At 72.4% G+C, this 26,367-nt stretch carries 19 protein-coding genes and 1 tRNA gene; 13 read left to right on the forward strand and 7 right to left on the reverse strand.

From position 1 onward, the window contains the following. Positions 1-18: 18 nt before the first annotated feature. The 4 genes from ACLII4_RS07970 to ACLII4_RS07985 all read left to right on the forward strand — a co-directional run bounded on the left by ACLII4_RS07970 (position 19) and on the right by ACLII4_RS07985 (position 8,231). Positions 19-747, forward strand: coding sequence for an ABC transporter ATP-binding protein (locus ACLII4_RS07970; protein ID WP_412070372.1), 729 nt, complete (start codon positions 19-21; stop codon positions 745-747). Beyond that, on the forward strand, positions 744-3,344 hold the full coding sequence (locus ACLII4_RS07975; protein ID WP_412070373.1) for an ABC transporter permease: 2,601 nt from the start codon (positions 744-746) through the stop codon (positions 3,342-3,344). The genes ACLII4_RS07970 and ACLII4_RS07975 overlap by 4 nt, the downstream gene beginning before the upstream one ends. 801 nt (positions 3,345-4,145) lie before the next feature. Further along, positions 4,146-7,352 carry a PDZ domain-containing protein gene (locus ACLII4_RS07980; RefSeq protein WP_412070374.1) on the forward strand — a complete coding sequence of 1,069 codons (3,207 nt, stop codon included), beginning with the start codon at positions 4,146-4,148 and terminating at the stop codon, positions 7,350-7,352. Positions 7,353-7,370: 18 nt separating this feature from the next. Next, positions 7,371-8,231, forward strand: coding sequence for an NAD(P)-dependent oxidoreductase (locus ACLII4_RS07985; protein ID WP_412070375.1), 861 nt, complete (start codon positions 7,371-7,373; stop codon positions 8,229-8,231). Here ACLII4_RS07985 and ACLII4_RS07990 read toward each other — a convergent pair. From ACLII4_RS07990 to ACLII4_RS08005, 4 genes are all read right to left on the reverse strand, one after another. After that, a complete protein-coding gene (locus ACLII4_RS07990; protein WP_412070376.1) occupies positions 8,213-9,739 on the reverse strand; it encodes a carboxypeptidase M32 in 1,527 nt (508 codons plus the stop codon). The genes ACLII4_RS07985 and ACLII4_RS07990 overlap by 19 nt on opposite strands. 124 nt (positions 9,740-9,863) lie before the next feature. Further along, positions 9,864-10,310, reverse strand: coding sequence for an ester cyclase (locus ACLII4_RS07995; protein ID WP_412070377.1), 447 nt, complete (start codon positions 10,308-10,310; stop codon positions 9,864-9,866). Between the two features lie 183 nt (positions 10,311-10,493). Beyond that, on the reverse strand, positions 10,494-12,023 hold the full coding sequence (locus ACLII4_RS08000; RefSeq protein WP_412070378.1) for a glycine betaine ABC transporter substrate-binding protein: 1,530 nt from the start codon (positions 12,021-12,023) through the stop codon (positions 10,494-10,496). Continuing rightward, positions 12,020-12,751: an ATP-binding cassette domain-containing protein gene (locus ACLII4_RS08005; RefSeq protein ID WP_412070379.1), complete on the reverse strand. Its 732-nt coding sequence runs from the start codon at positions 12,749-12,751 to the stop codon at positions 12,020-12,022. Before ACLII4_RS08005 ends, ACLII4_RS08000 begins: the two co-directional genes overlap by 4 nt. A 107-nt stretch (positions 12,752-12,858) precedes the next feature. On the opposite strand from ACLII4_RS08005, the gene ACLII4_RS08010 reads away from it, so the two are divergent. Then, the gene (locus ACLII4_RS08010) at positions 12,859-13,887 is read left to right on the forward strand and encodes an LLM class flavin-dependent oxidoreductase (protein WP_412070380.1); all 1,029 of its coding nucleotides are present in this window, start codon (positions 12,859-12,861) and stop codon (positions 13,885-13,887) included. 21 nt (positions 13,888-13,908) lie between these two features. Here ACLII4_RS08010 and ACLII4_RS08015 read toward each other — a convergent pair whose 3' ends face one another. Beyond that, on the reverse strand, positions 13,909-14,280 hold the full coding sequence (locus ACLII4_RS08015; protein WP_412070381.1) for a tetratricopeptide repeat protein: 372 nt from the start codon (positions 14,278-14,280) through the stop codon (positions 13,909-13,911). 104 nt (positions 14,281-14,384) lie between these two features. After that, the gene (locus ACLII4_RS08020) at positions 14,385-15,041 is read right to left on the reverse strand and encodes a hypothetical protein (protein WP_412070382.1); all 657 of its coding nucleotides are present in this window, start codon (positions 15,039-15,041) and stop codon (positions 14,385-14,387) included. Positions 15,042-15,565: 524 nt separating this feature from the next. Between ACLII4_RS08020 and ACLII4_RS08025 the strand changes: the two genes are divergently transcribed. Next, a complete protein-coding gene (locus ACLII4_RS08025; protein ID WP_412070383.1) occupies positions 15,566-16,030 on the forward strand; it encodes a GNAT family N-acetyltransferase in 465 nt (154 codons plus the stop codon). Between the two features lie 120 nt (positions 16,031-16,150). Beyond that, entirely contained in the window at positions 16,151-17,143 is a 993-nt protein-coding gene (locus tag ACLII4_RS08030; RefSeq protein WP_412070384.1) for an EamA family transporter, read from the forward strand. A gap of 88 nt (positions 17,144-17,231) precedes the next feature. Here ACLII4_RS08030 and ACLII4_RS08035 read toward each other — a convergent pair whose 3' ends face one another. Further along, positions 17,232-19,151, reverse strand: coding sequence for an ABC-F family ATP-binding cassette domain-containing protein (locus ACLII4_RS08035; protein ID WP_412070385.1), 1,920 nt, complete (start codon positions 19,149-19,151; stop codon positions 17,232-17,234). Between the two features lie 141 nt (positions 19,152-19,292). Between ACLII4_RS08035 and ACLII4_RS08040 the strand changes: the two genes are divergently transcribed. The 6 genes from ACLII4_RS08040 to ACLII4_RS08065 all read left to right on the forward strand — a co-directional run bounded on the left by ACLII4_RS08040 (position 19,293) and on the right by ACLII4_RS08065 (position 26,292). Further along, positions 19,293-20,651 carry an ABC transporter substrate-binding protein gene (locus ACLII4_RS08040; protein ID WP_412070386.1) on the forward strand — a complete coding sequence of 453 codons (1,359 nt, stop codon included), beginning with the start codon at positions 19,293-19,295 and terminating at the stop codon, positions 20,649-20,651. Beyond that, a complete protein-coding gene (locus ACLII4_RS08045; RefSeq protein ID WP_412070387.1) occupies positions 20,648-21,580 on the forward strand; it encodes a carbohydrate ABC transporter permease in 933 nt (310 codons plus the stop codon). The genes ACLII4_RS08040 and ACLII4_RS08045 overlap by 4 nt, the downstream gene beginning before the upstream one ends. Further along, positions 21,577-22,383: a carbohydrate ABC transporter permease gene (locus tag ACLII4_RS08050; RefSeq protein ID WP_412070388.1), complete on the forward strand. Its 807-nt coding sequence runs from the start codon at positions 21,577-21,579 to the stop codon at positions 22,381-22,383. Before ACLII4_RS08045 ends, ACLII4_RS08050 begins: the two co-directional genes overlap by 4 nt. Further along, positions 22,380-23,873: a hypothetical protein gene (locus tag ACLII4_RS08055; protein ID WP_412070389.1), complete on the forward strand. Its 1,494-nt coding sequence runs from the start codon at positions 22,380-22,382 to the stop codon at positions 23,871-23,873. The genes ACLII4_RS08050 and ACLII4_RS08055 overlap by 4 nt, the downstream gene beginning before the upstream one ends. 117 nt (positions 23,874-23,990) lie before the next feature. Further along, complete coding sequence (locus ACLII4_RS08060) at positions 23,991-26,117, forward strand: glycosidase (protein WP_412070390.1); 2,127 nt, start codon at positions 23,991-23,993, stop codon at positions 26,115-26,117. Positions 26,118-26,220: 103 nt separating this feature from the next. Further along, positions 26,221-26,292, forward strand: a tRNA-Thr gene (locus ACLII4_RS08065). Positions 26,293-26,367 lie beyond the last annotated feature (75 nt).

Here is a 26,367-nt window from a genome sequence, read left to right on the forward strand (position 1 = left end):
GGGCCACCCCCCGGACCGATGTTGCAAATCCCGCCCACGGGGCCCGACCCCGCCAGCTCGCTCGTCCTCGACCTCCGCGGCGTCGTCAAGCGCTACCGCGAGGGCGACGCCACGCGCGACGTGCTCCAGGGCGTCGACCTCGCCATGCCGCGCGGCACCGTCGGCGCGCTCGTCGGGCGCAGCGGCGCCGGCAAGTCGACACTCCTCAACGTGATGTCCGGCATCGACCGGCCCGACGGCGGGACGGTCACCGTCGACGGCGTGTCGCTGGGCGCGCTGTCCGAGCGCGACCGGACGTTGTTCCGCCGCCGCCACGTCGGGTTCGTGTTCCAGTTCTACAACTTGGTCCCGACCCTGACGGTCGCCGAGAACGTCCGCTTCCTGCTCGACCTCGACGGCGCCCCGGACGCTCGCGAGCGGGCGGCCGCGCTTCTCGACGAGGTGGAGCTGGCGGACCGCGCCGACACCTTCCCCGACCGACTCTCCGGCGGCGAGCAGCAGCGCGTCGCCATCGCTCGCGCCCTGGCCCACGACCCCGCCCTCGTCTTGGCCGACGAGCCGACCGGCGACCTCGACGCCCGGACGGGCGAGCGCATCCTCGACCTGCTGGAGACGATGACCCGCGAGCGCGGCCGGTCGCTGCTCATGGTCACGCACGACGAGTCCACGCTGACCCGCGTCGACACCGTCTTCCGGCTGGCGGACGGGCGCGTGACGGAGACGCGCGGGGCGAGGGCCGAGGCATGAGCCGACCGCTCTTCCGCTCCAGCCGGCGCTACCTCACGCGGCACCCGTTGCTGACGATCCTGTCGATCCTGGGCGTCGCGCTCGGCGTGGCCGTCAGCGTCGCCGTCGACCTGGCCAACACGAGCGCCCTGCGCGCCTTCGAGTTGTCCGGCGAGGCCGTCACCGGGCGGGCGACGCACCAGGTCGTCGGCGGGCCGGGCGGCGTGGATGGCGGCTTGGTCGCCGAACTGGTGGCGTCGGGCGTTGGCGCCGTGGCCCCCGTCGTCGAGGGCGACGCCCGGGTGGCGCGGCGGCCGTCGCTCGTCGTGTCTGTGCTCGGCGTCGACCCGTTCTCCGAGTCGGCCTTCCGCCCGTTCGTCGGGGGCCCGTCGTCGGGCCTCGACGCCAGCGCCTTCCTGACCGTCCCCGGCGCCATCCTGCTGTCCCAAGGCACCGCCGCCGACCTCGGCGTGGCCGTCGGCGACACACTCGGCCTGACCATCGACGGCCGCGACGAGACGGCGCGCGTCGTCGGTCTGCTCACGGCCGACGACGACCGCAGCGCCAGCGCCCTGCAAAACCTCCTGGTGGCCGACGTGTCCACGGCGCAGGAGTGGTTTGGGATGGCGACCGGGGATCGGCGATCGGCGACCGGGGACGCGACGGACACCCCGATGCCCGATGCCCGGTCCCCGATGGCCGGGAGGCTCTCCCGCATCGACCTCGTCCTCGACGCCGACGCGGCCGTCGCGGCCGTCCGCCAGCGGCTCCCGCCCGGCACCGAGGTCCGGCCAGCGTCCACCCAGGCCGAGGCGCTCTCGACGATGACGGCCGCCTTCCGGCTCAACCTGACCGCGCTGTCCCTGCTGGCGCTCGTCGTCGGCGTCTTCCTCATCTACAACACCGTCACGTTCGCCGTCGTCCAGCGGCGGCGCGTGCTGGCGACCTACCGCGCGCTCGGCGTCACGCGCGGTGAGGTCTTCCGGGCCGTCCTCGGTGAGGCGCTCGTCGTCGGCGTCGTCGGTACCGCCGTCGGGATCGGGCTGGGGATCGTGATGGGCAGCGGGCTTGTCCGGCTCGTCACCCAGACGATCGGCGACCTCTACTTCGTCGTCCGCGTCCGCGAGCTCGACATCTCGACACTCGCGATCGTCAAGGGCGTCGCGCTCGGGCTCGGCGCCACGCTCGTCGGCGCCCTGCGGCCCGGCTGGGAGGCCGCCTCGACCGCCCCGGCGACGGCGCTCCGCCGTTCGACCCAGGAAGAGTCGGCGGGCGCGAACGCGGCCCGGCTGGCGCTCGCCGGGCTGGCGACGCTCGCCGTCGGCGTCGGCGTCTTGTGGATCCCCGCCGGCGTGGCCGGCGCGTACGCCGGGATGCTGGGGATTCTGGCCGGAACCGCCCTCGTCGTGCCCTGGCTCACGATGCAGTGGGCTCGGATGACCGGCCCGCTCTTGGGCGCGCTCTTGGGACCCGTCGGACGGATGGCCGCGCGCGGGATCTCGGCGAGCCTCAGCCGCACCGCCGTCGCCGTCGCCGCGCTCGCGGTCGCCGTCGCCGCGACCGTCGGCGTCGCCACGATGGTGTCCTCGTTCCGCACGACCGTTGCCGACTGGCTCGGCGCCGTCCTCGTCTCCGACGTCTACGTGCAGCCCCCCGCGACCGTCTTCCGCCGGGGCGGTGCCGTCCTCGACGACTCGCTCGCGGCCCGCCTCGCGGCGCTCGACGGCGTCGAGCGCGCCGACGCCATCCGCGTCCGCACGCTCGACCTGGGCAGCGGCCCCTTCGACCTGGTCGTGAGCCGCATCGACGGCACGCGCGCCGGGATCTACCGCTACAAGCAGGGCTCCGCCCAAGCCGTCGCCGAATCGGCCGACCGCGCCGTCGCCGTCTCCGAGCCCTTCGCCTTCCGCTTCGACGTGGCCGTCGGCGACACGCTCACGCTCCCGACCGACCGCGGCGACCGCCGCTACCCGATCTCCGGGATCTACTACGACTACGGCAACGACCTCGGCGTCGTGCTCATGGACGAGGCCCCGTTTCTGGAGTCGTACCGCGACCCCGGGTTCGCCGGCACCGCCCTCACCGCCGCGCCCGGCGTCGCCCCCGCCGACCTCGTCGCCCGCGCCCGAGCGCTCGCCGAGGCGAGTGGCCAGCGCGTCATCGTGCGCTCCAACCGCGACCTGCGGCAAGCGAGCCTCGAGATCTTCGACCAGACGTTCGTGGTGACCTCCGTGCTGCGCCTGCTGGCGGTCGCCGTCGCGTTCGTCGGCGTGCTCTCGGCGCTGATGGCGATCCAGCTGGAGCGCACGCGCGAGCTGGCGATGCTGCGCGCCCAGGGGATGACGCCGTGGGAAGTCCGAAAAATGGTGGTCGCCGAGACCGGCGTGCTCGGCCTGTGGGCGGGCTTGCTGGCCGTGCCCCTAGGGCTGGCGCTCGCGGCCGTGCTCGTGTTCGTGGTCAACGTCCGCTCGTTCGGGTGGACGCTCGCGTTCGAGGTGTCGCCGGCCGTGCTGCTGCAAGCGGTGGGTCTGGCCGTCGGCGCGGCGCTGCTGGCGGGGCTGTACCCGGCCTGGAAGATGTCGAAGACCGACCCCGCGCTGGCGTTGCGAGGGGAGTAGCGCCGCCTCGGCCCCGAGGTGGGCCGGGGAGAGGGGGGCGTCGCCGCCAGCGGGCCGGCTCGCGCAAGCCAGTCCCAGACCCGTCATCCTGAGCAGAGGGCGCAGCCCGGAGTCGAACGCGGAGCGGCGGCGGAGCCGAGGATCTCTGGCGAGCGGTGCGCGCCGAGCAAGGCTTCCGGCGCTAGCAGGCGAGGCGATCGCACCAGAGATCCTTCGACTACGCTCAGGATGACGAAGGAGGTGGGCTCGCACAAGCCCCATTCGATCCTCCCCTCCCTGACGGGAGGGGCCGGGGGAGGGTAACCGGCAGGCGGCAACCGCTGGCGCCCGCCCGCACCCCCCCGTCCGCACGTCGCCCATGCACATGGCTGGCGACAGCCCCGAGCGGATCCGCACGCCCAGAGCGACCCCGCGCGGACGGTCCCCTTTGGCAAGGGCAGGGCTGCTAAGTGCTAGCCCGAAACCTTCCCACAGCGTCATCCCGAGGGAAGCGAAGCGACGAGGGATCTCAGCTTGAGCGCCTCGCCTGTCCTGCCCTCATCTACGATTTGAGACCTCCTGCTGAGATCCCTCACGTGCGTTCGGGATGACGTTGGATGAAGGGAGCGACAGAACGTAGCAGCCCTTCTTGACAAGGGGGACAGCTTGGACGCGTAACGCCAGCCTTGCTGGATGGCGCTCCGCGCGCACGGCCGAGCGGGGGGGCTGCCGAGCACCGACCTCCGCGCCCCGGTGAACGCGCCGCGCCCTTGTCGCCCCGAGCGGGGCCGCAGTACCATCGGATCCCACCCCGCCACCCCGATGCGCGTCGTCCCCGCCCTCCTGCTGTCCCTCGCCCTCGCCGCCGGCGCCGGCGCCCAGACGTTGCTGCTCCGCCAGCCGACCGTCAGCGACCGCCACATCGCCTTCGCGTACGGCGGCGACCTGTGGATCGTCGGCCGCGACGGCGGCCAGGCCCGCCGCGTGACCACCTTCCCCGGCGTCGAGGCCGACCCGCACCTCTCGCCCGACGGTGCCTGGCTCGCGTTCTCCGGCGACTACGATGGCAACACCGACGTCTACGTCGTGCCCGTCGGCGGCGGCGAGCCCCGGCGGCTGACCTGGCACCCCGGCGCCGACCGCGCGCGCGGCTGGACCGACGACGGCCGCGTCCTCTTCATCTCGGGCCGCGACAACGCGCCCCGCCCCGAGTCGGCGTTCTTCACCATCGCCCCTGGCGACCCAATGCCGGTCCGACTGCCCCTCCCGCGCGGCTTCGAGGGCGACCTCCTCGACGGGCGGCTCGCGTATGAGCGGATCGACCGCTGGGACCCCGAGTGGCGCGGCTACCGAGGCGGCCAGACCCAGCCCATCCGGATCCTCGACCTCGAGACGCTCGACGAGACGACGATCCCCTGGAGCGGCACTGTCGACACCGAGCCCGTCTGGCTCGGCGACACGGTCTACTTCCTGTCCGACCGCGACGACGCCGCCAATGTCTGGAGCTACGACACGGCGTCGGGCACGCTCCGCCAGCGGACGTTCCACGCCGACTACGACGTCAAGCACCTCGACGCCGGCGGCGGGACCGTCGTCTACGAGCAGGCCGGCGGTCTCCACCGCCTCGACCCCGACGGCGAGCCCCGCGCGCTCGCGATCACCGCGACCGGCGACCTCCCCTGGGCCCGCCCCCATTGGGAGTCTGTCGACGACGCCGTCGCCCGCGTCTCGCTCTCGCCGACCGGGCAGCGCGCGCTCGTCGAGGCGCGCGGCGAGGTCTTTTCCGTCCCCGTCGAGCACGGCGACTGGCGCAACCTCTCGCGCACATCGGGCGCCGCCGACCGCTACCCCGCGTGGTCGCCCGACGGCCGGCACGTCGCGTGGTTTTCCGACGCCTCCGGCGAGTACCAGCTGATGATCGGCGACCCGGCCGGCGTCGAGCCCGCCCGCGCCCTCGACCTGCCCGGCCCGGCGTTCTACTACGAGCCCGAGTGGGCCCCCGACGCCGCCCACATCGCCTTTACCGACACCGACCGCAACCTCTTCGTCCTCGACGTCGCCTCGGGCGCCGCCCGGCGCGTCGACGGCGACGCCTTCGCCCACCCCGAGCGCACGCTCGCGCCGCGGTGGTCGCCCGACGGCCGCTACCTCGCGTATGCCCGGCGCGGCTCCAACCAGCTCCGCCGCGTCGTCGTCTACGACACCGAGACCGCTGACACGCACGCCGTCACCGACGGGCTCTCCGACGCCTACTCGCCCGCCTGGGACGCGAGCGGCAAGTACCTCTACGTGCTCGCGAGCACCAACCTCGGCGTGGCCTCGGGCTGGCTCGACATGAGCGCCTTCGGCCCGGACGTCACGGCCGCGCCCTACCTCATCGTCCTGGCCGCCGACGAGCCGTCGCCGCTCCTGCCCCGGAGTGACGAGGAGCCGATCGCCGCAAGCGAGGACGGCGATGAGGAGGAAGAGGACGAGGAGCCCGCGCCCGTCGAGATCGCCTTCGACGGCATCCTGCACCGCACGGTCGCGCTCGACCTCCCGGACGCGCCGTACGCCGAGCTGCTCGCGGGCCCGGCGGGCGTCCTGTTCCTGGCCGAGGCCGGCGACGACGGCGCCACGCTCCACCGCTGGAGCCTGGAGGACCGCGAGGCCGCGCCGTTCCTGACCGGCGTCACCGCCGCGTCCGTCTCGCACGACGGGTCGAAGATGGCCGTCGGCGCGGGGGGCGGCTGGCGCGTCGTCGGCACCGAGGCCCCGCCGGAGCCCGGGGACGGGGCGCTCGCGCTCGGGCTCCGGGCCGAGGTCGACCCCGCCGCCGAGTGGGCCCAGATCTTCGACGACGCCTGGCGCTTCCAGCGCGACTACTTCTACGCGCCCAACCTCCACGGCGCCGACTGGGACGCCGTCCGCGCGATGTACGAGCCGTGGCTGGCGCACGTCCGCCACCGCAGCGACCTCACGTACCTGCTCGACGTGCTTGGCGGCGAGACCTCGGTCGGCCACTCGTTCACCGGCGGCGGCGACGAGCCCGACGTCGAGCGCGTGGCCGTTGGCCTGCTCGGCGCCGACGTTGAGGTCGTCGACGGGCGGTACCGGCTGGCGCGGATCTACACGGCCGAAAGCTGGAACCCCGGCCTGAGCGCCCCGCTCGCGGCGCCGGGCGTCGACGTGTCGGAAGGCGACTTTCTCGTCGGCGTCGACGGCGTCGAGCTGACGGCGGCGACTAGCCTGTACCGCCCGTTCGCGGGCACCGCCGGCCGCCAGACGGTGATCCACGTCAACGACCGGCCGGCGTTCGAGGGCGCGCGGCGCGTGACGGTCGTGCCGGTCGCCAGCGAGGCCGGGCTCCGCCAGCGGGCCTGGGTCGAGGACAACCGCCGGTTCGTCGACGCGCGGTCCGGCGGGCGCCTCGCCTACGCCTGGGTCCCCGACACCGGCGACAGCGGGTACGAGTCGTTCAACCGCTACTACTTCGCCCAGCAGGACCGCGACGGCGCCGTCGTCGACGAGCGCTACAACAACGGCGGGACCGCCGCCGACTACATCATCGACGTGCTCGCCCGCGAGCGGTACGGCTACTTCAACAACCCCGTCGGCGACCGCGAGCCGTGGTCGACCCCGATCGCGGGGATCTGGGGGGCGAAGGTCATGCTCATCAACGAGATGTCCGGGTCGGGCGGCGACCTCCTGCCCTACATGTTCCGCGCGCGCGGGCTCGGCCCGCTCGTCGGCACCAAGACGTGGGGCGGGCTCGTCGGCATCTGGGACACGCCGGGCCTCGTCGACGGCGGCTACATCACCGCCCCCCGCGGCGGCTTTTATGACCTCGACGGCCGGTGGTCGGTCGAGAACGAGGGCGTCGCGCCCGACGTCGAGGTCGACATCACGCCGCGCGATTGGGCCGATGGCCGGGACGCCCAGCTGGAGCGCGCCGTCGACCTCGCGCTCGAGATGCTGGACGCGAACCCGGTCGAGCGGCTCGCCGAGCCGCCCCCGCCCGTCCGCTCCATCCGCCCCGCCGGTCGCTAGCGCCGCTCTCTCCTCGATATGCAGATCGCCTTCCTCGGCCTGGGCGCCATGGGCGCCCGGATGGCCGCCCACCTCGACCCCGCCGCCCTCACCGTCTGGAACCGCTCGCCCGGGCCGACCGAGCCCTTCCGCCAGCGGGGCGCGACCGTCGCCGCCACGCCCCGCGACGCCGCCGCGGGCGCCGACCTCGTGATCGCCATGGTCACCGACGACGCCGCCTCGCGCGCCGTCTGGACCGGAGCGGACGGCGCCCTGGCCGGGCTCGCGCCCGACGCCGTCGCCGTCGAGTCGAGCACGTTGACCCCGGGCTGGGTCCGCGAGCTGGCGGGCCTCGTCGCCGAACGCGGCGCCCGGTTTTTGGATGCCCCCGTCTCCGGCTCGCGCCCGCAGGCCGACGCCGCCAGCCTGGTCTACCTCGTCGGCGGCGAGGCCGACGCCCTCGCGGTCGCCCGGCCCGCGTTCGACGCGATGGGCGGGGCCGTCCACCACGTCGGCCCCGTCGGGCACGGCGCGCTCGTCAAGCTGGCCGTCAACGCGCTGATGGGCGTGCAGGTGGCCGCGGCCGCCGAGCTGCTGGCGGCGCTCGCTGCGGCGGGCGTCGACCGCGCGACCGCCGCCGAGGTCATCGGCGCGACGCCAGCGGCTGCGCCCGTCGTGGCGACGGCGATGCGGCTGATGACGGAGGGCCAGGATGCTCCGCTCTTCCCCATCGACCTGTTGGAAAAAGACTTGCGCTACGCGCTCGGGATGGCGACTGAGTCCGGCACCGACGCCCCGGCCGTCGCCACGGCCCGGGCCACGTTCGCACGTGCCCAGGCCGCCGGGCTCGGGGATCGCAACATGACCGCCGTCGCCCGCCTCTACACCGACACGCCGTAGAGCCCCGCCATCTTGTCCCGGGCGTACGCCAGCCACGGCTCGGCGTCGAGAGACTGCCCCGTCGCGCCGACCAACACCTCGTCCGCCGTCCGGGCCCGCCCCCAGCGGTGGACGTGCTCGCGGAGCCACGCCAGCAGCGGCCCAAAGTCGCCGGCCGCCACCTGAGCGTTGAGACCGCCGAGCGCCGCGTCCGCTGCAGTCCACAGCTGCACCGACATCAGCGTCCCCAGCGTGTACGTCGGGAAGTAGCCGACGGCGCCGAGCGACCAGTGGATGTCCTGCAGGCACCCGTCGGCGTCGGTCTCGGGCACCACCCCGAGCAGCTCGCGCATCTCCTCGCGCCAGGCCTCGGGCAGGTCGGCCACGGCGAGGTCGCCCGCCAGCATCGCCCGCTCCAGCCGGAATCTGAGCAGCACGTGGAGGTGGTACGTCAACTCGTCGGCCTCGACACGAACGAGGGACGGCGCCACCTTGTTGATCGCCCGGACGAACGCGCCGCGCTCCACGCCCGCGAGCTGGGGGAATCGGCTCTGCACGCCCGGGTACGCCCAGTCCCAGAACGGCGCCGACCGCGCGACCAAGTTCTCGTACAGCCGCGACTGGCTCTCGTGGACCCCCAGCGAGGTCCCGTCCGCCAGCGGCGTCTGGGCGAGCTCCGGCGCCAGCCCCTGCTCGTAGAGCGCGTGCCCGACTTCGTGGACGGTCCCGAAAAAGGCGGTCGGGAAAAACGCCGGGTCGACGCGGGTCGTGACGCGCACGTCGGTGTGGCCGAAGGCCGTCGTGAACGGATGCGCGGCGAGGTCCTGGCGCCCGTGGTCGAGGCTGTAACCCAAGGCCGTCGCCACCTCCAGTCCGAAGGCCCACTGCGCATCGGCGTCGAACGGCGCGTGCAGGAACGTGTCGTCCGGCGTGGGCGCGTCGGCGACGGCGGCCACGAGGGGGACGAGCCCGGCCTGGAGCTGGTCGAACACGGCGGCGACACTCGCGGTCGAGGCGCCGGGCTCGAACGCGTCGAGCAAGGCGTCATAGCGGGCGTCGCTGGCGGAGGGCGCGTAGCCCGGTCCGCGCTCGGCGACGATCAGTGGGGCGACGGCGTCCGCCTCCTCTCGCGCCAGCCCAAGCACGGCGTCGAGGTGGGGCGCAAACAACTCGAACGTGTCGGCTTCGCGCGCCGCCTTCCACGCTTCCTTGGCTCGCGCCGACACCTCAGCCTTCTCGGCGATCAACCGCGCGGGCAGCAGCGTCGCCCGGTCCCAGTCGCGCTTCGTGACCCGGACGAGGGCACGGTCGAGGTCGGTCTCGGGCGTCGCCCCCGCCAGCCACTCGCCGACGGTGGGGTCCGTAAACCTCTCGTGCGCGATCCGCCGCAGCGTGGCGACCTGTCGACCGCGAGCACCGGCCCCGCCGGTCGGCATGTAGGTCTCCTGGTCCCACTCGAGGACGGCGGCGGCGTGGGAGACGTCGGCCACCTCGGCAAGGCGGGCACGGAGGGGGAGGAGCGGGGACATGGGGAGACGGGAGGCCGGAGCACGCGGACGATCCGAGACCACAATGGGTCCCGCGGTCGTCTGCACCCCGTGGCGGGCGACGGATTTCGGTGCGGTGCTCCGGCTCCCCGCTGGCGGGCTCTTCTCAGGCGTGGTCGTACGGCGCGTCGTCGAGGGGGCCCTCGGCGAGCTGGCCCATCAGCGACCGGAAGTCGAAGAGGTTCCAGGCCTCCTGGATCTGGCCATCGCGCACGACGCCGAAGGTCATCCCGGTGATCTCCACGCGCCGGTGGGTCGGTGCGATTCCCAGGCCCTCGCCCGTGTGCGTCCCCCGCACGACGCACCGCACGGAGACCCGGTCCTCTTCCTGGACCGTGTCGACGATCTCGAAGCGGATGTCCGGGAAGGCGCTCCGGTAAGCCCTCAGGAAAGCGAGGTAGCCCTCCGGGCCGACAATCGGGCGGCCCTCGTCGTCTTCGAGCCCGTGGGCGACCCCGTCCTCGGCGAACAGACGAAACAGGGCGTCCTCATTCCCCTGGTGCCAGACCTCCTCGAACCACTCGGTGAGCACCTGCTTTTCTTTGGTCATCATGGCGGCCCTCGTGGGTTGTGGGTGGGTGCCGAAGCCGACGGCTTCGATGGTGCCGCAAATGTCGGTCGCCGAAGGGGCCGCTACAAGACCCCCGGCGCCCCACGTGACGCGCCGTACCGGACCGGACGGGCGCGCCGGATCCGTCCCGACCGTGCCCGAGACGCCCGTCGGTACTGCGCGGCGTCACAGCCGCAGGCCGCGTGGCACCAGCCAGCGTCCCACCGCCGAGAAGAGGCCCTGCGCCGCCAGCGCCATCCCCGCCGCCGGGACCGCCCCTTCCAGAATCAGCCCCAGGTCGTCGAGCCGGATGCCGGTCAAGATGGGCTGCCCGTAGCCGCCCGCGCCGACGAGGGCGCCCAGCGTCGCCGTGCCGATGTTGATGACCGCGCTCGTCTGCACGCCCGCCAGGATCGAGGGCGACGCCAGCGGGAGCTCGATCCGTCGCAGCCGGACGGCCGCCGGCAGGCCGAGCGCGACGGCGCTCTCGCGCAGGACGGGTGCGAGGCCCGTCAGCCCCGCATGCGTGTTGCGGACGATCGGGAGCAGGCTGTACAGGAACAGCGCCGCGAGGGCAGGCGCCGCGCCGATACCCAGCAGCGGCAGCATAAACACCAGCAGCGCCAGCGACGGGATCGTGTACGCCACGCTCACCACGCCGAGCACGACGGGCTCCAGTCCCCGCACCTTCGCCGCCAGCACGCCGAGGGGAATCGCGACCGCGATCGCCGCCAGCAGCGACACGCCGACCAGCCCGAGGTGCTCGCGCGTGCGCCGCCACACGCGCTCCGTTCGGCTCGCCACGGCCACCTCGGCGACGTCTCCAAGGCGCGGACGCAAGAACCCGGCGGCTACGGCCGCCTCGGGCTGCCCGTCGATGCGGACGCGGGCGTTGAGCGCCGCCATTGTGTCGGCCGTGAGCGTCCCCGCGAGCGCGTCGAAGGCCGCGACAGCAGCGGACGCCCGGTCCTCGAGGTCGGCGCGGTACAGGATGACGGCGTCGTAGCGGGGGAAAAAGGCGCGGTCGTCGGCGAGCACGCGCAGGCCGAAGGCGGCGATCTCCGCGTCGGTCGAGTACAGGTCGGTCGCGTCGAGCCCGCCGCCCTGGAGCGCGCGAAGCGCGAGGTCGTGGTCGAGTCCCCGCACGTCGGACTGCAGGAGCCCGTAGCGCCGTCGCAGGCCAGGCCAGCCGTCGCCCCGATCCAGGAACTCGTTCGAGAACCCCAACCGCAGAGCGGGGTGGTCGGCGAGGTCGGAGATCGTGGCGATGCCCAACGCCTCCGCCCGCTCGGCCGTCATACCGACGGCGTACGTGTTGTTGAACCCGAGCGGCGCCGTCATCCGAATTCCCTCTGCGGCGAGGGCCGCCGCCAGCGCCTGGTCGGAGTCGATCTCTTGGCCCGCGAAGATCTCCTCGCTCAGCGTGCCCGTGTACTCGGGGTACGCGTCAATGTCGCCCCGGAGGAGCGCGCTCCACAGCACCCGCGTCCCGCCGATCTCGCGCCGGTGGACGGCCTCCACGCCCGACGCCCGCGCCGCTTGCGTGGCGACCTCGCCCAGCACGACGCCCTCGGTAAACGTCTTCGACCCGACGACGACCGGCTCGGTCTGCGCGTGGGCGGCCGTCGCCAGCAGGCAGACAAGCGCAAGGCGTAGGGGCGTATCGCAATACGCCCCTACCGCACGGATCCGGCAGGTGCTCGGGATCCACCTCATGGCAACGCATAGCGCTGGGCCTCCACGAACGCCTCGACAAACGGCGTCGCGGGCGCGTCGGCAATCTCCGCCAGCCGCCCGCGCTGTACGATCCGGCCGCCGTCCATCACCGCCACGCGGTCCGCCAGCAGGGCCGCTTCGCGCAGGTCGTGGGTGACGAGGAGGACGGTCGCCCCGAGGTCGGCGATCACGCGGCCGAGGTCGGCCTGGAGCGCCTCGCGCGTGATCGGGTCGAGCGCGCCGAGCGGCTCGTCGAGCAGCAAGAGATCCGGCCCGAGCATGAGCGCGCGCAAGAGCGCCGCCCGCTGGCGCTGGCCGCCCGACAACTCGCCGGGAAAGCGGTCGAGCAGGGCGGGGGACAGGGCCGCGAGGTCGGCCAGTTCCGCCAGCCGGGCGTCGACACGCCCGTCGTCCCACCCGAGGTGCCGGGCCACCAGGCCTGCGTTGTCGCGGACGGTGAGGTGCGGGAACAGCCCTCCGCCTTGCACCACGTAGCCCGCCCGCCGCCGGACCGCGTCCGCCGTCTCCGCCGTCACCTCGGTCCCGTCGACGGCCACCGTCCCGGCGTCGGGCACCACGAGTCGGAGCACCATCCGCAGCAGCGTCGACTTGCCGCCGCCGCTCGTGCCGAGCAGGGTCACGACCTCGCCTCGGGCCACGTCGAGGTCCGTCGGGTGGAGGGCGACGTCCGCCCCATACCGCTTGGCGACACCACGGAGTTGGATCACGAGCGGGGGGAGGGCAGCGGCACGGCGCAGGATACCGAGCCGCCCGCTGGCGTAGGGACCCAGCCTCCGCCGCCGGCGTTTGGTTGGTGCAACAACCAATCGAGACCATGGAGCTCGGCCTCTTCTCGTTCGCCGAAGTCCCGCCCTCGGGCACCACGCGCTCGCGCCTGCGCGAGCTGGTCGAGGAGGCCGCGCTCGCGGACGCCATCGGGCTCGACGTGTTCGGCGTCGGCGAGCACCACCGGCCCGACTACGCGTCCTCCGCGCCCGCCGTCGTGCTCGCCGCCATCGCGGCGCGGACCGAGCGGATCCGCCTGACGAGCGCCGTGACAGTGCTCTCGTCCGACGACCCCGTCCGCGTCTTCCAGCAGTTCGCCACGCTCGACCAGCTCTCCGACGGCCGCGCCGAGATCTTGGTCGGCCGTGGGTCCTTTACCGAGTCGTTCCCGCTCTTCGGGCAGGCGCTCCAGGACTACGACGGCTTGTTCTCCGAGAAGCTGGATCTGCTGCTCCGCTTGCGCGAGTCCGAGCGCGTGACGTGGAGCGGGCGGCACCGGCCGGCGCTCAGCGGACAGGGCGTTTACCCGCGGCCCGTACAGGACCCGCTGCCCGTGTGGATCGCCGTCGGTGGCACGCCCGCGTCCGTCGCGCGAGCCGGCCGGCTCGGGCTCCCGCTCGCGCTGGCGATCATCGGCGGCCAGCCCCACCGCTTCCGCCCCCTCATCGACTTGTACCGCCAGGCGGGCGCCGAGGCCGGTCACGACCCGGCGATGCTCAAGGTGTCGATCAACGGCCACGGCTTCCTCGCCGACACGGCCGCCCACGCCGCTGAGGTGGCCGTGGGGCCGTTCATGGAGACGATGGGCCGGATCGGGCGCGAGCGCGGGTGGCCGCCGACGTCGCGCGCCCAGTTCGACGGCGAGATCGCGCTCGACGGCGCGCTCGTGCTCGGGAGCGCCCAGCAGGCCATCGACAAGCTGCTCTACCAGCACGAGCTCTTCGGCCACGACCGGCATCTCCTCCAGCTCACCGTCGGCCCGCTCCCCCACGCCGAAGTGCTCCGCGCCATCGAGATCTTTGGCCAGGAGGTCGCGCCCGTGGTCCGCCGCGAGGTGGCGAGCGCCACGGCAGCGTAGGGACTCAAGGCTCGCAAGAGGTCAGCGCCTCTCCTTCTGTGTCGAGTCGTAGGCTGTGATCAGCTCTTGGGCTCGCACGTCGCCGTGTGCGGCCGCTCGCCGAAACCACTCCGCCGCGCGCTCCTCGTCCGGACCGACGCCAATGCCGGACATATACGTCGTGCCGAGGGCTCGCATCGCGAGAGGGTTCCCTCGATCGGCGAGCGAGTTCAGCCGGAGAATGGCGGCATCATGCTCTCCATGCTGCGTGTGCTCGAACCACACCGAGTCCACGGCGGCGCGGTGGTCCGCTTCCGCTTCTAGACCGCGAGTCGGCGCTGAATCGGAGCTGGGGCCACACCCTGTGATCCCAACAAGGAACAGAAGGGCCAGATAGCGTGTGCGGGGGGTCATCTGAGAACGGGAAGAGAGGTGCTGGTATCAGCGGCTCTCTTCCCGTCCTTTAGCCTTGTGTTCGACCCGTGTGGGCCGGGCAGGTCAGCCCATGTGTCACGGGATCAACCGCAGAGCTGGGCTCTGTCGTCGTAGGCGTCAAATGGGGTATAGATGGTGCTCCCGTTGTCGCAATTGGTGATGTAGCCGTAATGGCTGGAGCAGCCCCAGGGGCCGAAGGCGCACGAGGTCCAGGCACCGCAGCGGGTCGAGCAGCCACCGGGCTCGAGATTGGTCATGGGCTGGCCGCCTCCCGAGACTGCCCTTTTCTGGCACTCGCTTAGGCCTTGAACGAGCACTCCTTGGCCGCTGTAAGTCTCGGCGCCGAGGTTCTGAGCTGCATAGTCGAGGATCGACGTGAGTGCCGCTTGGGAGTAGTGCAAGGGGTCCGAGATCTGAACCTTTTCAGTCGACGTTCCGCCCGTCTCCAGACGAGGGCTCAACACCTCTACGACGGTCCGGCCGGGGACGCGCATCTGAAGATTCAGCGGCACGTCAAAGTGAGCAGAGACCGAGGTCATCGCCGTTCGTGCGATGGAATCGTAGAGGTCCTGGTCGTCAAGGTCCAGATCCACGCTTCCCTCGACGAGGGTGACGTTGTCGGAGGTGATGTCGATGGATGTCCGCATCGAATGAGACGGCTCCGAAAGCGCCGTGTCACAGCCGGTGAGGACAAATGAGGCCGAAAGCGAAAGAAGACAGGCGAGCGTGGGGAAGCGCATGGTAAATGGCGTTCGTGGGGGTGGGTTGCCGGACAGCTTTGATTATAGTCGCGAGATAAGTAATGGTCAAGCATCGTTTTGATATCTTGTAGCCCTTTGTGACTGGGGTACTATCGATTTGGAGGTTCTGCCTGGGAGTCGAGACGAGTTGTGTCCGCTGACACCCGGCTCTTGGATGAGTGGTGGCCGATTGATGAAGGTCCGGAGGTGTAAAGCCGTGCTGCGCGTGGTGGGCGATATCTGGTTCAGCTTCAATGCACGCGCTGCAGAGTCATTGGCCTACTGGGGAGTGGGACTTTGGCGCGATCTCTATTGGCACGGCTGTGGCTCTATCCCGCTCACCGTCGGTCTGCCCTCACACGCCGGTATGCTCCGCGCGATCGAGATCTTCGCCAGGAGGTTGCGCCCGTCGTACGCCGCGAGGTGGCGGTGCGGGCGGAGGTCATAGTGGTCAGAGAGGCGGGGTCGGCGCCTCCGGGCCGCTGCGCCCAGAATTGTGGAGCCCGTATCCCGCATCACACGCCATGGAGATCCGTGTCGACGACCTCTCGCACCCGTCGGTCATGGCCTTGGTCCGGTACCACCGTCATAACGCGCTGACGCGGATGCCGTCGGTGGGGAGCGCCCACGCGCTCGGGGTCGAGGAATTGCGCCGCCCCGAGATCACGATGTGGACGGCCTGGGACGGGGACGACCTCATGGGGTGCGCCGCGCTCAACGAGCTGGACGCTGGGCACGGCGAGGTCAAGTCGATGCGGACGGCGCCGCGCGTTTTGCGCCGGGGCGTAGCGGCGGCGCTGCTGGCGCGGCTCCTCAACGAGGCGGAATCTCGTGGATACGCCCGTGTGAGTCTGGAGACCGGGGCGGGCGACGGCTTCGTCGCCGCGCGCGCCCTGTACTGCCGGTTCGGGTTCGTCGACTGCCCGCCTTTCGCCGACTACCCGAATGACCCCGTCAGCGTCTGGATGACGCTCGCGCTGCCACGTTGACCCGCTTGCGTCGGGTACCTCGGAGCACGGACGCAAGCGTGGGGAGACGCCGCGAGTCCACCCCGTCGCAGTGCGTTCGCAAGCGGGGAGAGGTAGCCTCGGGCCTCGCCCTTCACCGCTATGACTGACGAAGCCCCTCCGCCGCTGGTGGCCGTCCTGGCCGCCTTCGCGGCCCTCTACGTCATCTGGGGCTCAACGTACCTCGGCATCCGGTTCGCCATCGAGACGATGCCGCCGTTCACGATGGCGGGCATCCGGTTCGTCGCCGCCGGGTCGATGCTCTACGCGTGGTCGCGAGCGCGGGGCGCCGGGCGGTCCACTCGGCCTCAGTGGAAGACCGCCGTCGTCGTCGGCGCGCTGTTGCTGCTGGGTGGCAACGGCTTGGTGTCGTGGGCCGAGCAGTTTGTGCCCTCCGGCATCGCCGCGCTCATCGTGGCCTCGACGCCGATGTGGATGGTGCTCCTCGACGCTGTCCGCCTGCGCGAGTGGCCGCGCCCCGCCGTGTTCGCCGGCTTGGTGCTGGGCTTGCTCGGGATCGTGCTGCTGGTCGGCCCGCAGCGGCTGGGCGGCGAGCCCGTCGACCCGGTCGGCGCCCTCGCGGTGGGCGCGGCGGCGTTTTTCTGGGCGCTCGGCTCGGTCTACCAGCGCGGCGCGCCCAAGGCCGCGTCGACGCTCCTCAACGTCGGGATGCAGATGCTGGCGGGCGGGGTGCTGCTGCTGGCGGTCGGGCTCGCGGTCGGCGAGCGGCTTGATGTCGGCGCCGTGTCCGCCAAGTCGGCCGGGGCGCTGGCGTACCTCGTCTTCGTCGGCGCGATCGTCGGGTACTCCGCGTATGTGTGGCTGCTCAAGGTGACGACGCCCGCGAAGGCCGCGACGTACGCCTACGTCAACCCGATCGTCGCCGTCTTGCTCGGGTGGGCCCTCGCCGACGAGCCCCTCGGCCCGCGCGTGGTGCTGGCGGGCGCCGCCGTCGTCGCCGCCGTGGCCCTCATCACGACGGCGCGGGCGGCGGGGACACCGGGGGCAAGGGGCAAGCGGGAAGAGCGAAGGGGCTCCGAGCGACACGCACCCGGCTTGCGCCAGACGGTGGGCGCGACGACCTCGGAGGGCTGACAGGCCGCGGAGGCGGGCATTCGCCCCTTGCCTCATGCCCCATCCCCCTTCCCGCGAACCGCAGGTCGGCGGAGCCAGCGCAGCGCGCCTACGCGCGCTCCGCCAGCTCGGCCCACCGGTCCACGTCCGCCTCCAGCTGCGCGGCCAGCGCCGCCAGCTCGGCCGACAGGGCCACGATGCGCTCGCCGTCCGTGGCGTGCTCCACCAGCGCCGCCTCGATCTCCGGCTGGCGGGCCTCGGCGCTGGCGATCCGCTCCTCCAGCATCGTCAGCTCGCGCTTTTCGTTGTAGGACAGCTTCTTGCCGACCGGGGCCGCCGGCGTCGGTGGGGGAGGGGCCGCAGCTGCGGCGACCGGCTTCGCGGACTTTGCCGCCTCGGCCGCCGCCGCCTCGCGCGCCTCGATCTCCGCCCAGACGCTGTACGAGCCCGGGATCTCGCGGACGCGCCCGCCGTCGCCCTCGATCCGCAACAGGTGCCCGACGGTCCGATCCAAAAAGTAACGGTCGTGCGAGACGACCACGACGGCGCCGTTGAACGTGTCGAGGTAGGTCTCGAGCGCGACGAGCGTCGGGATGTCGAGGTCGTTCGTCGGCTCGTCGAGCAGCAGCACGTTCGGCGCGCCGAGCAGGACGCGCAACAGGTAGAGGCGGCGCCGCTCGCCGCCCGAGAGCAGGCCGACCGGCGTGTAGTGCTGCTCGCGCGGGAACAGGAACCGCTCCAGCATCTGCGCCGCCGAGATAAACGACCCGTCGGGCATCGCGATCGTCTCGGCGATCTCCTCGACGTAGTCGATCATCCGCTGGTCCGCGCCCTCGGTCGCCGTTGCGGCCATGGCCCGGCTCTGCTGGTCGTAGTAGCCGATCGTGACCGTCGGGCCGCGCTCGATCGTCCCGGCGTCCGGCTCGGTCCGGCCCGCGACCAGTTCCAAGAGCGTCGTCTTGCCCGTCCCGTTCGGCCCGATGATGCCGAGCCGGTCGTCCCGCGTCAGGGTGTACGTCAGGTCCGAGAAGAGCGTCTTGCCGTCCCACCCCTTCGCCACGTCCGCCAGCTCGATCACCTTCTTGCCCAACCGCGTGCTGACCGACTCGATGGCGATGTCGCCCGGGCCCGCCTCGGGCTTGGCGTCGAGGAGTGCGTGCGCGCGGTCGATGCGCGACTTCGACTTCGAGGTCCGCGCCTTGGCGCCGCGCCGGAGCCACGCCAGCTCGCGCGTGGCCAGGTTCTGGCGCTTCGACTCCTCGGCCGCCTCCACGACGGCCTGCGCCGCCTTCTGCTCGAGGTAGTCGGAGTACGAGCCGACGTAGCGCTGGACGCCGCCGCCGCCGACCTCGATCATCCGGTTCGTGACGCGGTCGAGGAAGTAGCGGTCGTGCGTCACGAGCATCAGCGCGCCGGTCCACGAGGTCAGCAGCCCTTCCAGCCACTCGATGGTCTCGGTGTCGAGGTGGTTCGTGGGCTCGTCCAGGATCAGCAGGTCCGGCCGCTCGACGATGGCGCGCGCGAGGGCGACCCGCTTGCGCTGGCCGCCGGACAGCGTGCGGACGACGGCCTCGGGGTCGGTCAGGCCCAGCCGGTCGAGCGTGGCGCGGGCGCGCGACTCGAGGTCCCATCCGCCGACGGCGTCGAGGCGCGACGACAGCCGCGCGATGTCGGCGCCGGCCTCGGCGTCGCCGGGCTCGCGGTCGAGGCGGGCGAGCGCGTGCTCGTAGTCGCGCACGGCGACCGCCGCCGGCCCGTCGCCCGCGACGACGGCGTCGAGGACGGTCCCGGCGTCGTCGAGGTCGGGCCGCTGCGAGAGCACGCCGATGCGGGCGCCCCCCGCCGTCAGGATGCGCCCACCGTCGGCCGGCTCGGTCCCCGCCGCCAGCCGGAGCAACGTCGTCTTGCCCGCGCCGTTCGCGCCGACCACGCCGACGCGCTCGTCGGACTCGATGACGAACGAGACGTCGTCGAGGAGGGGCTTGGTGCCGTAGCTCTTGTGGACGCGGTCGAACGTGAGGAGGGCCATGGTGCGGCGTGCGGGGGGGCTGGAAGATCGCGGGGCGGGACGGGGCGAGAGGAGAAGAGGAGGGGAGAAGGGCGGCGGGCGCTCTCCGGTGGTCTCGGTTGTTTCGGGCCTTCGCTCTCCCGGCCGCCGTACCATCCCCCCGTGCCGGTCCTCTCCTTCCGAGTCCTCACGGATGCGACGGTTCGTCCCGCCGGTGGGAGACCCTCGCGCGTCGCACGCTGGCTCGCGCTGGCCCTCGTGGTCGCGCTGGCGGGCTGCGACCCCGGCCCCAACGCCCCCGAGGCGGGCCCGGTGACGCTGACGTACTGGACGAGCCAGAACCCCCAGGAGCGCGCCTGGGCCGACACGCTCGTCGCCCGGTGGAACGCGACGCACGACGTCCAGGTGGTCGCCCAGCCGCTCCCGGCGGGGCAGTCGAGCGAGGAGGTCCTGCTGGCGGCCGTCGTGGCCGGGACCACGCCCGACCTGTGCTCCAACATCTGGCCCGGCGTGCTGAGCGACCTCGTCCGCGCCGACGGCGTGCTCGCGCTCGACCGGATGCCCGGCTTCGACAGCCTGTTCGCCGCCCGCGTCCCGCCCGCGCTCGCGCCCCGCTTCCGCGCCGCCGACGGGCACGTCTACCAGATGCCCTGGAAGACGAACCCGATCCTGATGCTCTACAACGTCGACCTGTTCACCGAGGCCGGCCTCGACCCGCCGCGGACCTATTCCGACTACCTCGACGCCGCCGCGCGCCTGACGGCCGACACCGACGGCGACGGCCAGACCGACCGCTGGATGGCGGCCCGCGACATCCGCCCGATCTGGTACCAGCGCTACTTCGACGTGTACCCCCTCTACCTCGCGGCCTCGGGCGGGCAGACGCTCTTCGGCACCGACGGCCGGCTCGCCGTCGACCGCGCGGCGCTCGAAGGCGTCTACGGGCTCTTCCAGACGTTGTACGCCGACGGCTTGTACCCGCTGTCGACGTTGCAGGGCAACGCCTTCGCCCAGGGCCGCGTGGCGACCGAACTGACCGGCCCGTGGACGGCGGCGTGGCTCGACGAGAACGCCCCCGACGTCCGCTACGACTACGCGCCCGTCCCCGTCCCCGACGACGCGCCGGCGGACGGTCCGGCCGTCACGTACGGCGACTACAAGAACATCGCCGTCTTCGCCACGACCCAGCACCCCCAAGCGGTGTGGGCCTTCGTCCAGTACCTCGTCTCGCCCGAAGCCGACCGCCTGCTCTTGGAGATGACCGGCCAGATCCCCGTCCGCGACGGCCTGCTGGCGGACCCGGCGCTCGCCGACCTGTTCGCCGCCCGCCCCGTGCTGCGCCGGTTTGTCGAGCAGGCCCCGCACACACGCGGCGTCGACGCCGTGCCGTCGCTGCCGGAGACGTTGGACGCGATCGCGCAGAGCTTCGAGCGGGCGATCTACGGGGTGCAGACGCCCGCCCAAGCCGTCGCGAGTGCGCTCGACCGCATCGAGGTCATCCAGGACTGGGCCCGCCGATGACGCCGACGACCGGATCCGCCGCTCAGGTCGAGCAGGCCGCCGCGCTCGCGGCCGTCCCCGCACGCCGCCCCTGGCACCGCCGCGTCGACTGGCGAGGGCCCGCGCTCGCGGCGCCCTACTTCCTCCACCTCGGGCTGTTTTTCGGGTACCCCCTCGTCTTCGCCCTCGTCTTGGTCTTCCACCGCTGGGACGTGGTCACGCCGATGGAGTGGGTCGGGCTGGGCAACCTCGCGCGGCTGGTCGCCGACGACCTGTTCGCTCGCGCGATGCTGAACACCGGCGTGTTTCTGGCGCTCCACATCCCGCTCCAGATCGCCGTCGCCCTGTTTTTCGCCGAGCTGCTGAACCAGAAGCTCCCCGGCCGCGCCTTTTTCCGGGCCGTCTATTTTCTGCCCGTCGTGGTCTCCGGCGTCGTGGTGACGATCCTGTTCGGCCAGTTGTTCGCCTTCGACTCCGGCTACGTCAACCGGATGCTGGTGGCGCTGGGCAGCGAGCGCGTGCCGTGGCTGGTGTCGCCGGCCTGGGCGATGCCCTCGATCGCCCTCGTGGCGACGTGGAAGAACGTCGGGCTCTACGTGCTGCTCTTTTTGGCGGGCCTCCAAAACATCCCCCGGACGTTGTACGAGGCCGCCGAGGTCGAGGGCGCCACGCGCTGGCAGACGTGGCGGCTCATCACCCTGCCCATGCTCAACCCTCACCTCGTCACCGTCGTCGTGCTGTCGACGATCGGCGGGTTCTCGCTCTTTGTCGAGCCCTACGTGCTGACCGGCGGCGGGCCGCTCAATAGCACGTTGTCGGGCCTGCTCTACATCTACAACCAGGCCTTCACCTTCAACAGCATGGGCTACGCGGCCACGCTCGGGCTCGCGTTCGCGCTGATGATCCTGGTCGTCGTTCTCCTGCAGCGCAAGGTCGTGGAAACCGAATGAGACGCGCCCTCACCTACCTGGCCCTCGTCGTCGGCGCCGTCGTCTTCGCGTACCCGTTCGTGTGGATGGCGCTGGCGACCGTCACGCCCGAGGCCGAGATCGGGGCGCTCGCGCCGATCCCGAGCGAGTGGACGGCGGAGAGCTACCGGCTCGTCTTCGACGCCATCCCACTCGGCCGCGCCTTCTGGAACAGCGTCGTCGTGACCGGCTTGGTGACCGTGTTCGCGCTCGTGTTCGGGTCGCTTGCGGCGTACGCGCTGTCGCGGCTGGCGTGGCGCGGGCGCGAGGCCGCCTTCGGGCTCGTCCTGTTCTCGATGATGGTCCCGTTCCTCGTCTTGCTCATTCCGCTGTACACGCTCGTCGTCGGCTTCGGGTGGACCGACTCGTACGCCGGCCTCGTGGTCCCCTTTATGATGAACGCGACCTCCGTTCTCATCCTCCGCCAGCACTTTTTGTCCTTGCCCCAGGGGCTCGTCGACGCGGCGCGGATCGACGGGGCGGGGGAGATGCGGATCTTGTTCCAGATCGTCTGGCCGCTGTCCGTCCCCGCGCTCGTGACGGCGGGGATCCTGGTGTTCGTCGGGAGCTGGAACGAGATCCTGTGGCCGCTCCTCGTGGTCCGCGAGGAGGCCATGATGACGATGCCCCAGATGGTGACGCTGTTCGCGGTCGGCGGCGGGGCCGAGAGCCGGCTGGGCCCCCAGCTCGCAGCGGCCCTCCTGCTGGCGGTGCCCGTCGTGCTGGCGTACCTCGTCTTCCAGCGCCGGTTCGTGGAGAGCCTGGCCACCACGGGGTTGAAATGAGCGTGAACGGACCACGGACGGCGGACCGCGGACCGCACCTGGCGCTTGCGATGGTGCTGGCGCTCGGCGCCTGCTCGCCCGCGTTGGTCCCGGCGCCCGCCGAGCCGGCGCGCGCGCGCGTCGAGGCCGGGCTCGCGAGCGTGGGGTTCAACCTCGACCACCTCGATTTCCTGGGCGAGGACGTGGTCGTCGACGGCGACACCCTCCGCTTGGTCCACATCTACGCCGAGGCCCCCGACTGGCGGTTCGTCGGCGACGACGACGAGGGGCTCGCGTGCGTCGACGACGCGGCGAGGGCGGCAGTGGTCTACCTCCGTCACTTCGCGCTCACCGGCGACCAGGGCTCGCGAGCGACCGCCATCAAGCTGCTCCGGTTCGTGCGGCGGCTGCAGGCCCCCAGCGGACTGTTCTACAACTTCGTCTGGGACCGCGCCCTCCGGGTCAACACGACGCACCCCAACAGCGTCGCCGACGAGGTCTCGTGGTGGACCGCCCGGGCGGTGTGGGCCCTCGGCGAGGGCGCGCGCGTGCTGGGGGCGACCGACCCCGACGAGGCGGCCCTCGCCGTTGCTGCGCTCGACCGCGTCGCGCCCCACCTCGACCGCCTGCTGGCGCGCTACCCCGAGACGGTCGACGTGACCGGCGATGGCGCCCGCATCTTTCCGGCGTGGCTCGTCCAAGAGACCGCCGCCGACGCGACGAGCGAACTGCTCCTCGGCCTGGTCGCGCTCCACGACGTCGCCCCGACGACGGCGCGCGGACGCCGCGTGCGCCTGTTCGCCGAGGGCCTCGCGGGCCTGTGCTTCGGTGACCTCGCGACGGCCCCATACGGCGGCCATGCCTCGTGGTCCGGCGGTTGGCACGGGTGGGGCAACAGCCAGACGCAGGCGCTCGCCGAAGCGGGTCGGCTCGGGCACGCCGGGCCCGACGCGCTCGCGAGCGCGCGTGCCGAGGCCGAGACGCTCTACGCCTACCTGCTCGTCGAGGGCTGGCTCCACCACCTCGACGCCGAGACCGGCGAGGCCGTGCGGTTCGAGCAAATCGCCTACGACGTGCGCCCGGCGGCGGTCGGGCTGGTTCGCCTCTTCGAGGCCACGGGCGACGAGCGCTTTGCCGTGATGGCGGGGCTGGCGGCGGCGTGGTTCCACGGCCTCAACACGGCCAGCGCCACGATGGCGGACCCGGCGACGGGGCGCGGCTACGACGGCGTGCTCGGGCCGGACCGTACGAACCCGAACGCGGGCGCCGAGAGCACGATCGAGGCGCAGTTCACGCTCCTCGAAGTCGCCGCCCACCCCGAGGCGGCCGCATGGGCGTGGGCGACCGCCGACCCCCCCGAGTCCCGGCTCTGGCAGGGCCGCACTGTCCGCTCGCGCCAGTTCCACGGCCCATCGCTGGCGGTCGTCGTGCTTGACCCCGACGCGAGCGCCTCCCACGTGCTCGTCGGCCCCGACGCCCAGGCCTTTTTGGCAGCCTCCCGGACTCGCTGAGAGAAGAGGACGAAAGGCGAAGAAGAGAAGAGGCCCGATTCGAACGACCCCCGCCCGCTCTGCCTGACTGCCCACGCTTCTGTTCCTCCCCTCGTCTTCTCCTCTTCTCGTCCCCTGATGGACCTCTTCACTCGCCAGCCCGCCCCCGTCGTTGCCCCTAGCCCCGAGGCGTGGTGGGCGAGCGGGGCCGCGTTCAACCCCGGCGCTGACCTCGCGCCCGACGGCACGCTCCGCCTCGTCGTCCGCGGCGTGCCCGCCGGGTATCGGCGCGCCGATACCCCGCCCGGGCCGGACGGCCAGCCCGGCTTCCCGTACCGCGACTACATCTCGCACCTCGGCCTCGCCACGCGCCGACCCGACGGCACGTTCGCGCTCGACGCCGAGCCCCTGCTCTCGCCCGCCAGCGACGTCGACCACTGGGGCGTTGAGGACGCCCGCGTGACGCGGCTCAACGGCACGATCTACCTCACGTACACCGCGCTCGCGGAGCCCGCGCACGCCGCGGATGCCGGCGTCGGCATCGCGCTTGCGTCGACGACCGACTGGGCAACGGTCGAGCGGCACGGCCGGATCGGGCCGCCGATCCGCGACAAGGACGCCGTGCTGTTTCCCGAGCTGGTGGGGGGGAGGGTGGCCATGCTCCACCGCATCGAGCCCGACATCCAGGTCGCCTTCTTCGAGGACGAGGGCCAGCTCCGCGCGCCCGGCGCGGACTACTGGGAGCGCCACCTCGCGCACCTCGACCGCCACACGCTGCTTCGCCCTGAGCAGCCGTGGGAGGGCACCAAGATCGGCGCCGGCCCGCCGCCCATTTCTACCGACGAGGGGTGGCTGCTCGTCACACACGGCGTCGACGCCGACCACGTCTACCGCGCCGGGCTCGTGCTCCTCGATCGCGACACACTGCAGGTGATCGCCCGGACGCGCGCGCCCGTCTTCGAGCCCCAGCTGGCGTTCGAGCGGGTCGGCGACATCCCCAACGTCGTCTTCCCGACGGGCGCCGTCGTTGAGGGCGGGGACCTCACCCTGTTCTACGGCGCCGCCGACGCGTGCGCCGGCCAGGCGTCGGCACCGTTGGCGGACGTGCTCGCGCGGCTCCACGAAGACCGCTCCGACGGGCCGCCGCCGCCCCGCGTGCTCGGCCCGCCCGCTGTGCCTGTCGACCGCCTCCACGGGGGGCGACCGATTCTCGAGCCGGTCGCCGATCATCCGTGGGAGAGCGGCATCGTCCTCAACCCCGCCGCCGTCCTGGTCGACGACCCCGCCGAACTCGGGGCCCTCGCCGATGTGTGGGGACTCGATGCCGACGAGCGCGCGACGCTGACGCAAGCGGGAGGCGCGTGCGTGATGGTCTACCGCGCCCAGGGCACGGCGCACCCGCGCGAGACGCCGGCTGGTCCGCTTCAGGCGTCGTCGCTCGGGCTCGCCGTGTTCACGCCCGACATGCACCTGGTCCGCCGCTGGCCCTCGCCGGTGATCGCGCCCGACGCCCCGTTCCACGACCTGGGCGCTGAGGACCCGCGCTGCACGCGCCTCGGGGATACGTATCACCTCTTCTACACCGGCTACACGAGCGCCGACCGCGAGCCGGGGACCGCCGGCCGCGTCCAGCTTTGCCTCGCCACGACGACCGACTTCCTGACGTGGGACCTCCGGGGCCCGCTGGCCAGCGACGGCGCGCAGGGCGTGAACGCGGTCGACGACAAAAACGGGGCGCTCTTCCCGGAGCCTGTTGACGGCACGTGGTACCTGTGGCACCGACCGATGGCCGGGCCCGGCGCGATGGCGATGCATCTCGCGTCGGCGCCGTCCCCCGACGGCCCATGGCGCTCGCGCGGGCCGGTGCTGGCGTCGGACCAATTTGCCGGGTGGGCGTCGTCGTGGGTCGGCGCGGCGGGCCCACCGGTCGCGCTTGGAGGCGGCCGGTTCCTTGCGCTGACGCACCACGGCCACCGCGACGCCGCCGGGCAGCGGTTCTACCACCTCTCGGCCGCGCTCGTGGAGCCGGCGGCGGACGACCCCGTGCGCGCCCAGCTCGCGCCCCTCTTGCTCCCCCAGGGGGACGCCGAGCGGCTCGGTGACCCGGCTCTCGGTGTCGACGACGTGGTGTTCTCGTGCGCCGCGTTCGCAGTCGGCGACCAACTCGTCGTGCCGTACGCCGGGGCCGACAGCCGGATCTTTGCGGCCTCGACTCCGCTCGCGCCGCTGGTGGCCGCGCTGGAGCGCCACGAGCGCCGGGCGTAGGCGCTGGGCCTCGCCACGGTTCACGGGGTTTTCGGCCGCGCTCGGCTTTCCGCCCCCCGGCCGGGTGCGTAGGTTTCGACCTCGCGCCGGGCCCCCGGCCGTTGCCAACGTAGCTCAGGGGTAGAGCAGCTCACTCGTAATGAGCAGGTCGTCAGTTCAAATCTGACCGTTGGCTCCCCGCCAAAAACGGCCGTCCTGATACCGGGGCGGCCGTTTTTCTTGCGCGGCGACCTCTGTGCCGCGAGCGTGT

Source organism: Rubrivirga aquatilis (genome assembly GCF_046845665.1).
Lineage (GTDB): Bacteria > Bacteroidota > Rhodothermia > Rhodothermales > Rubricoccaceae > Rubrivirga.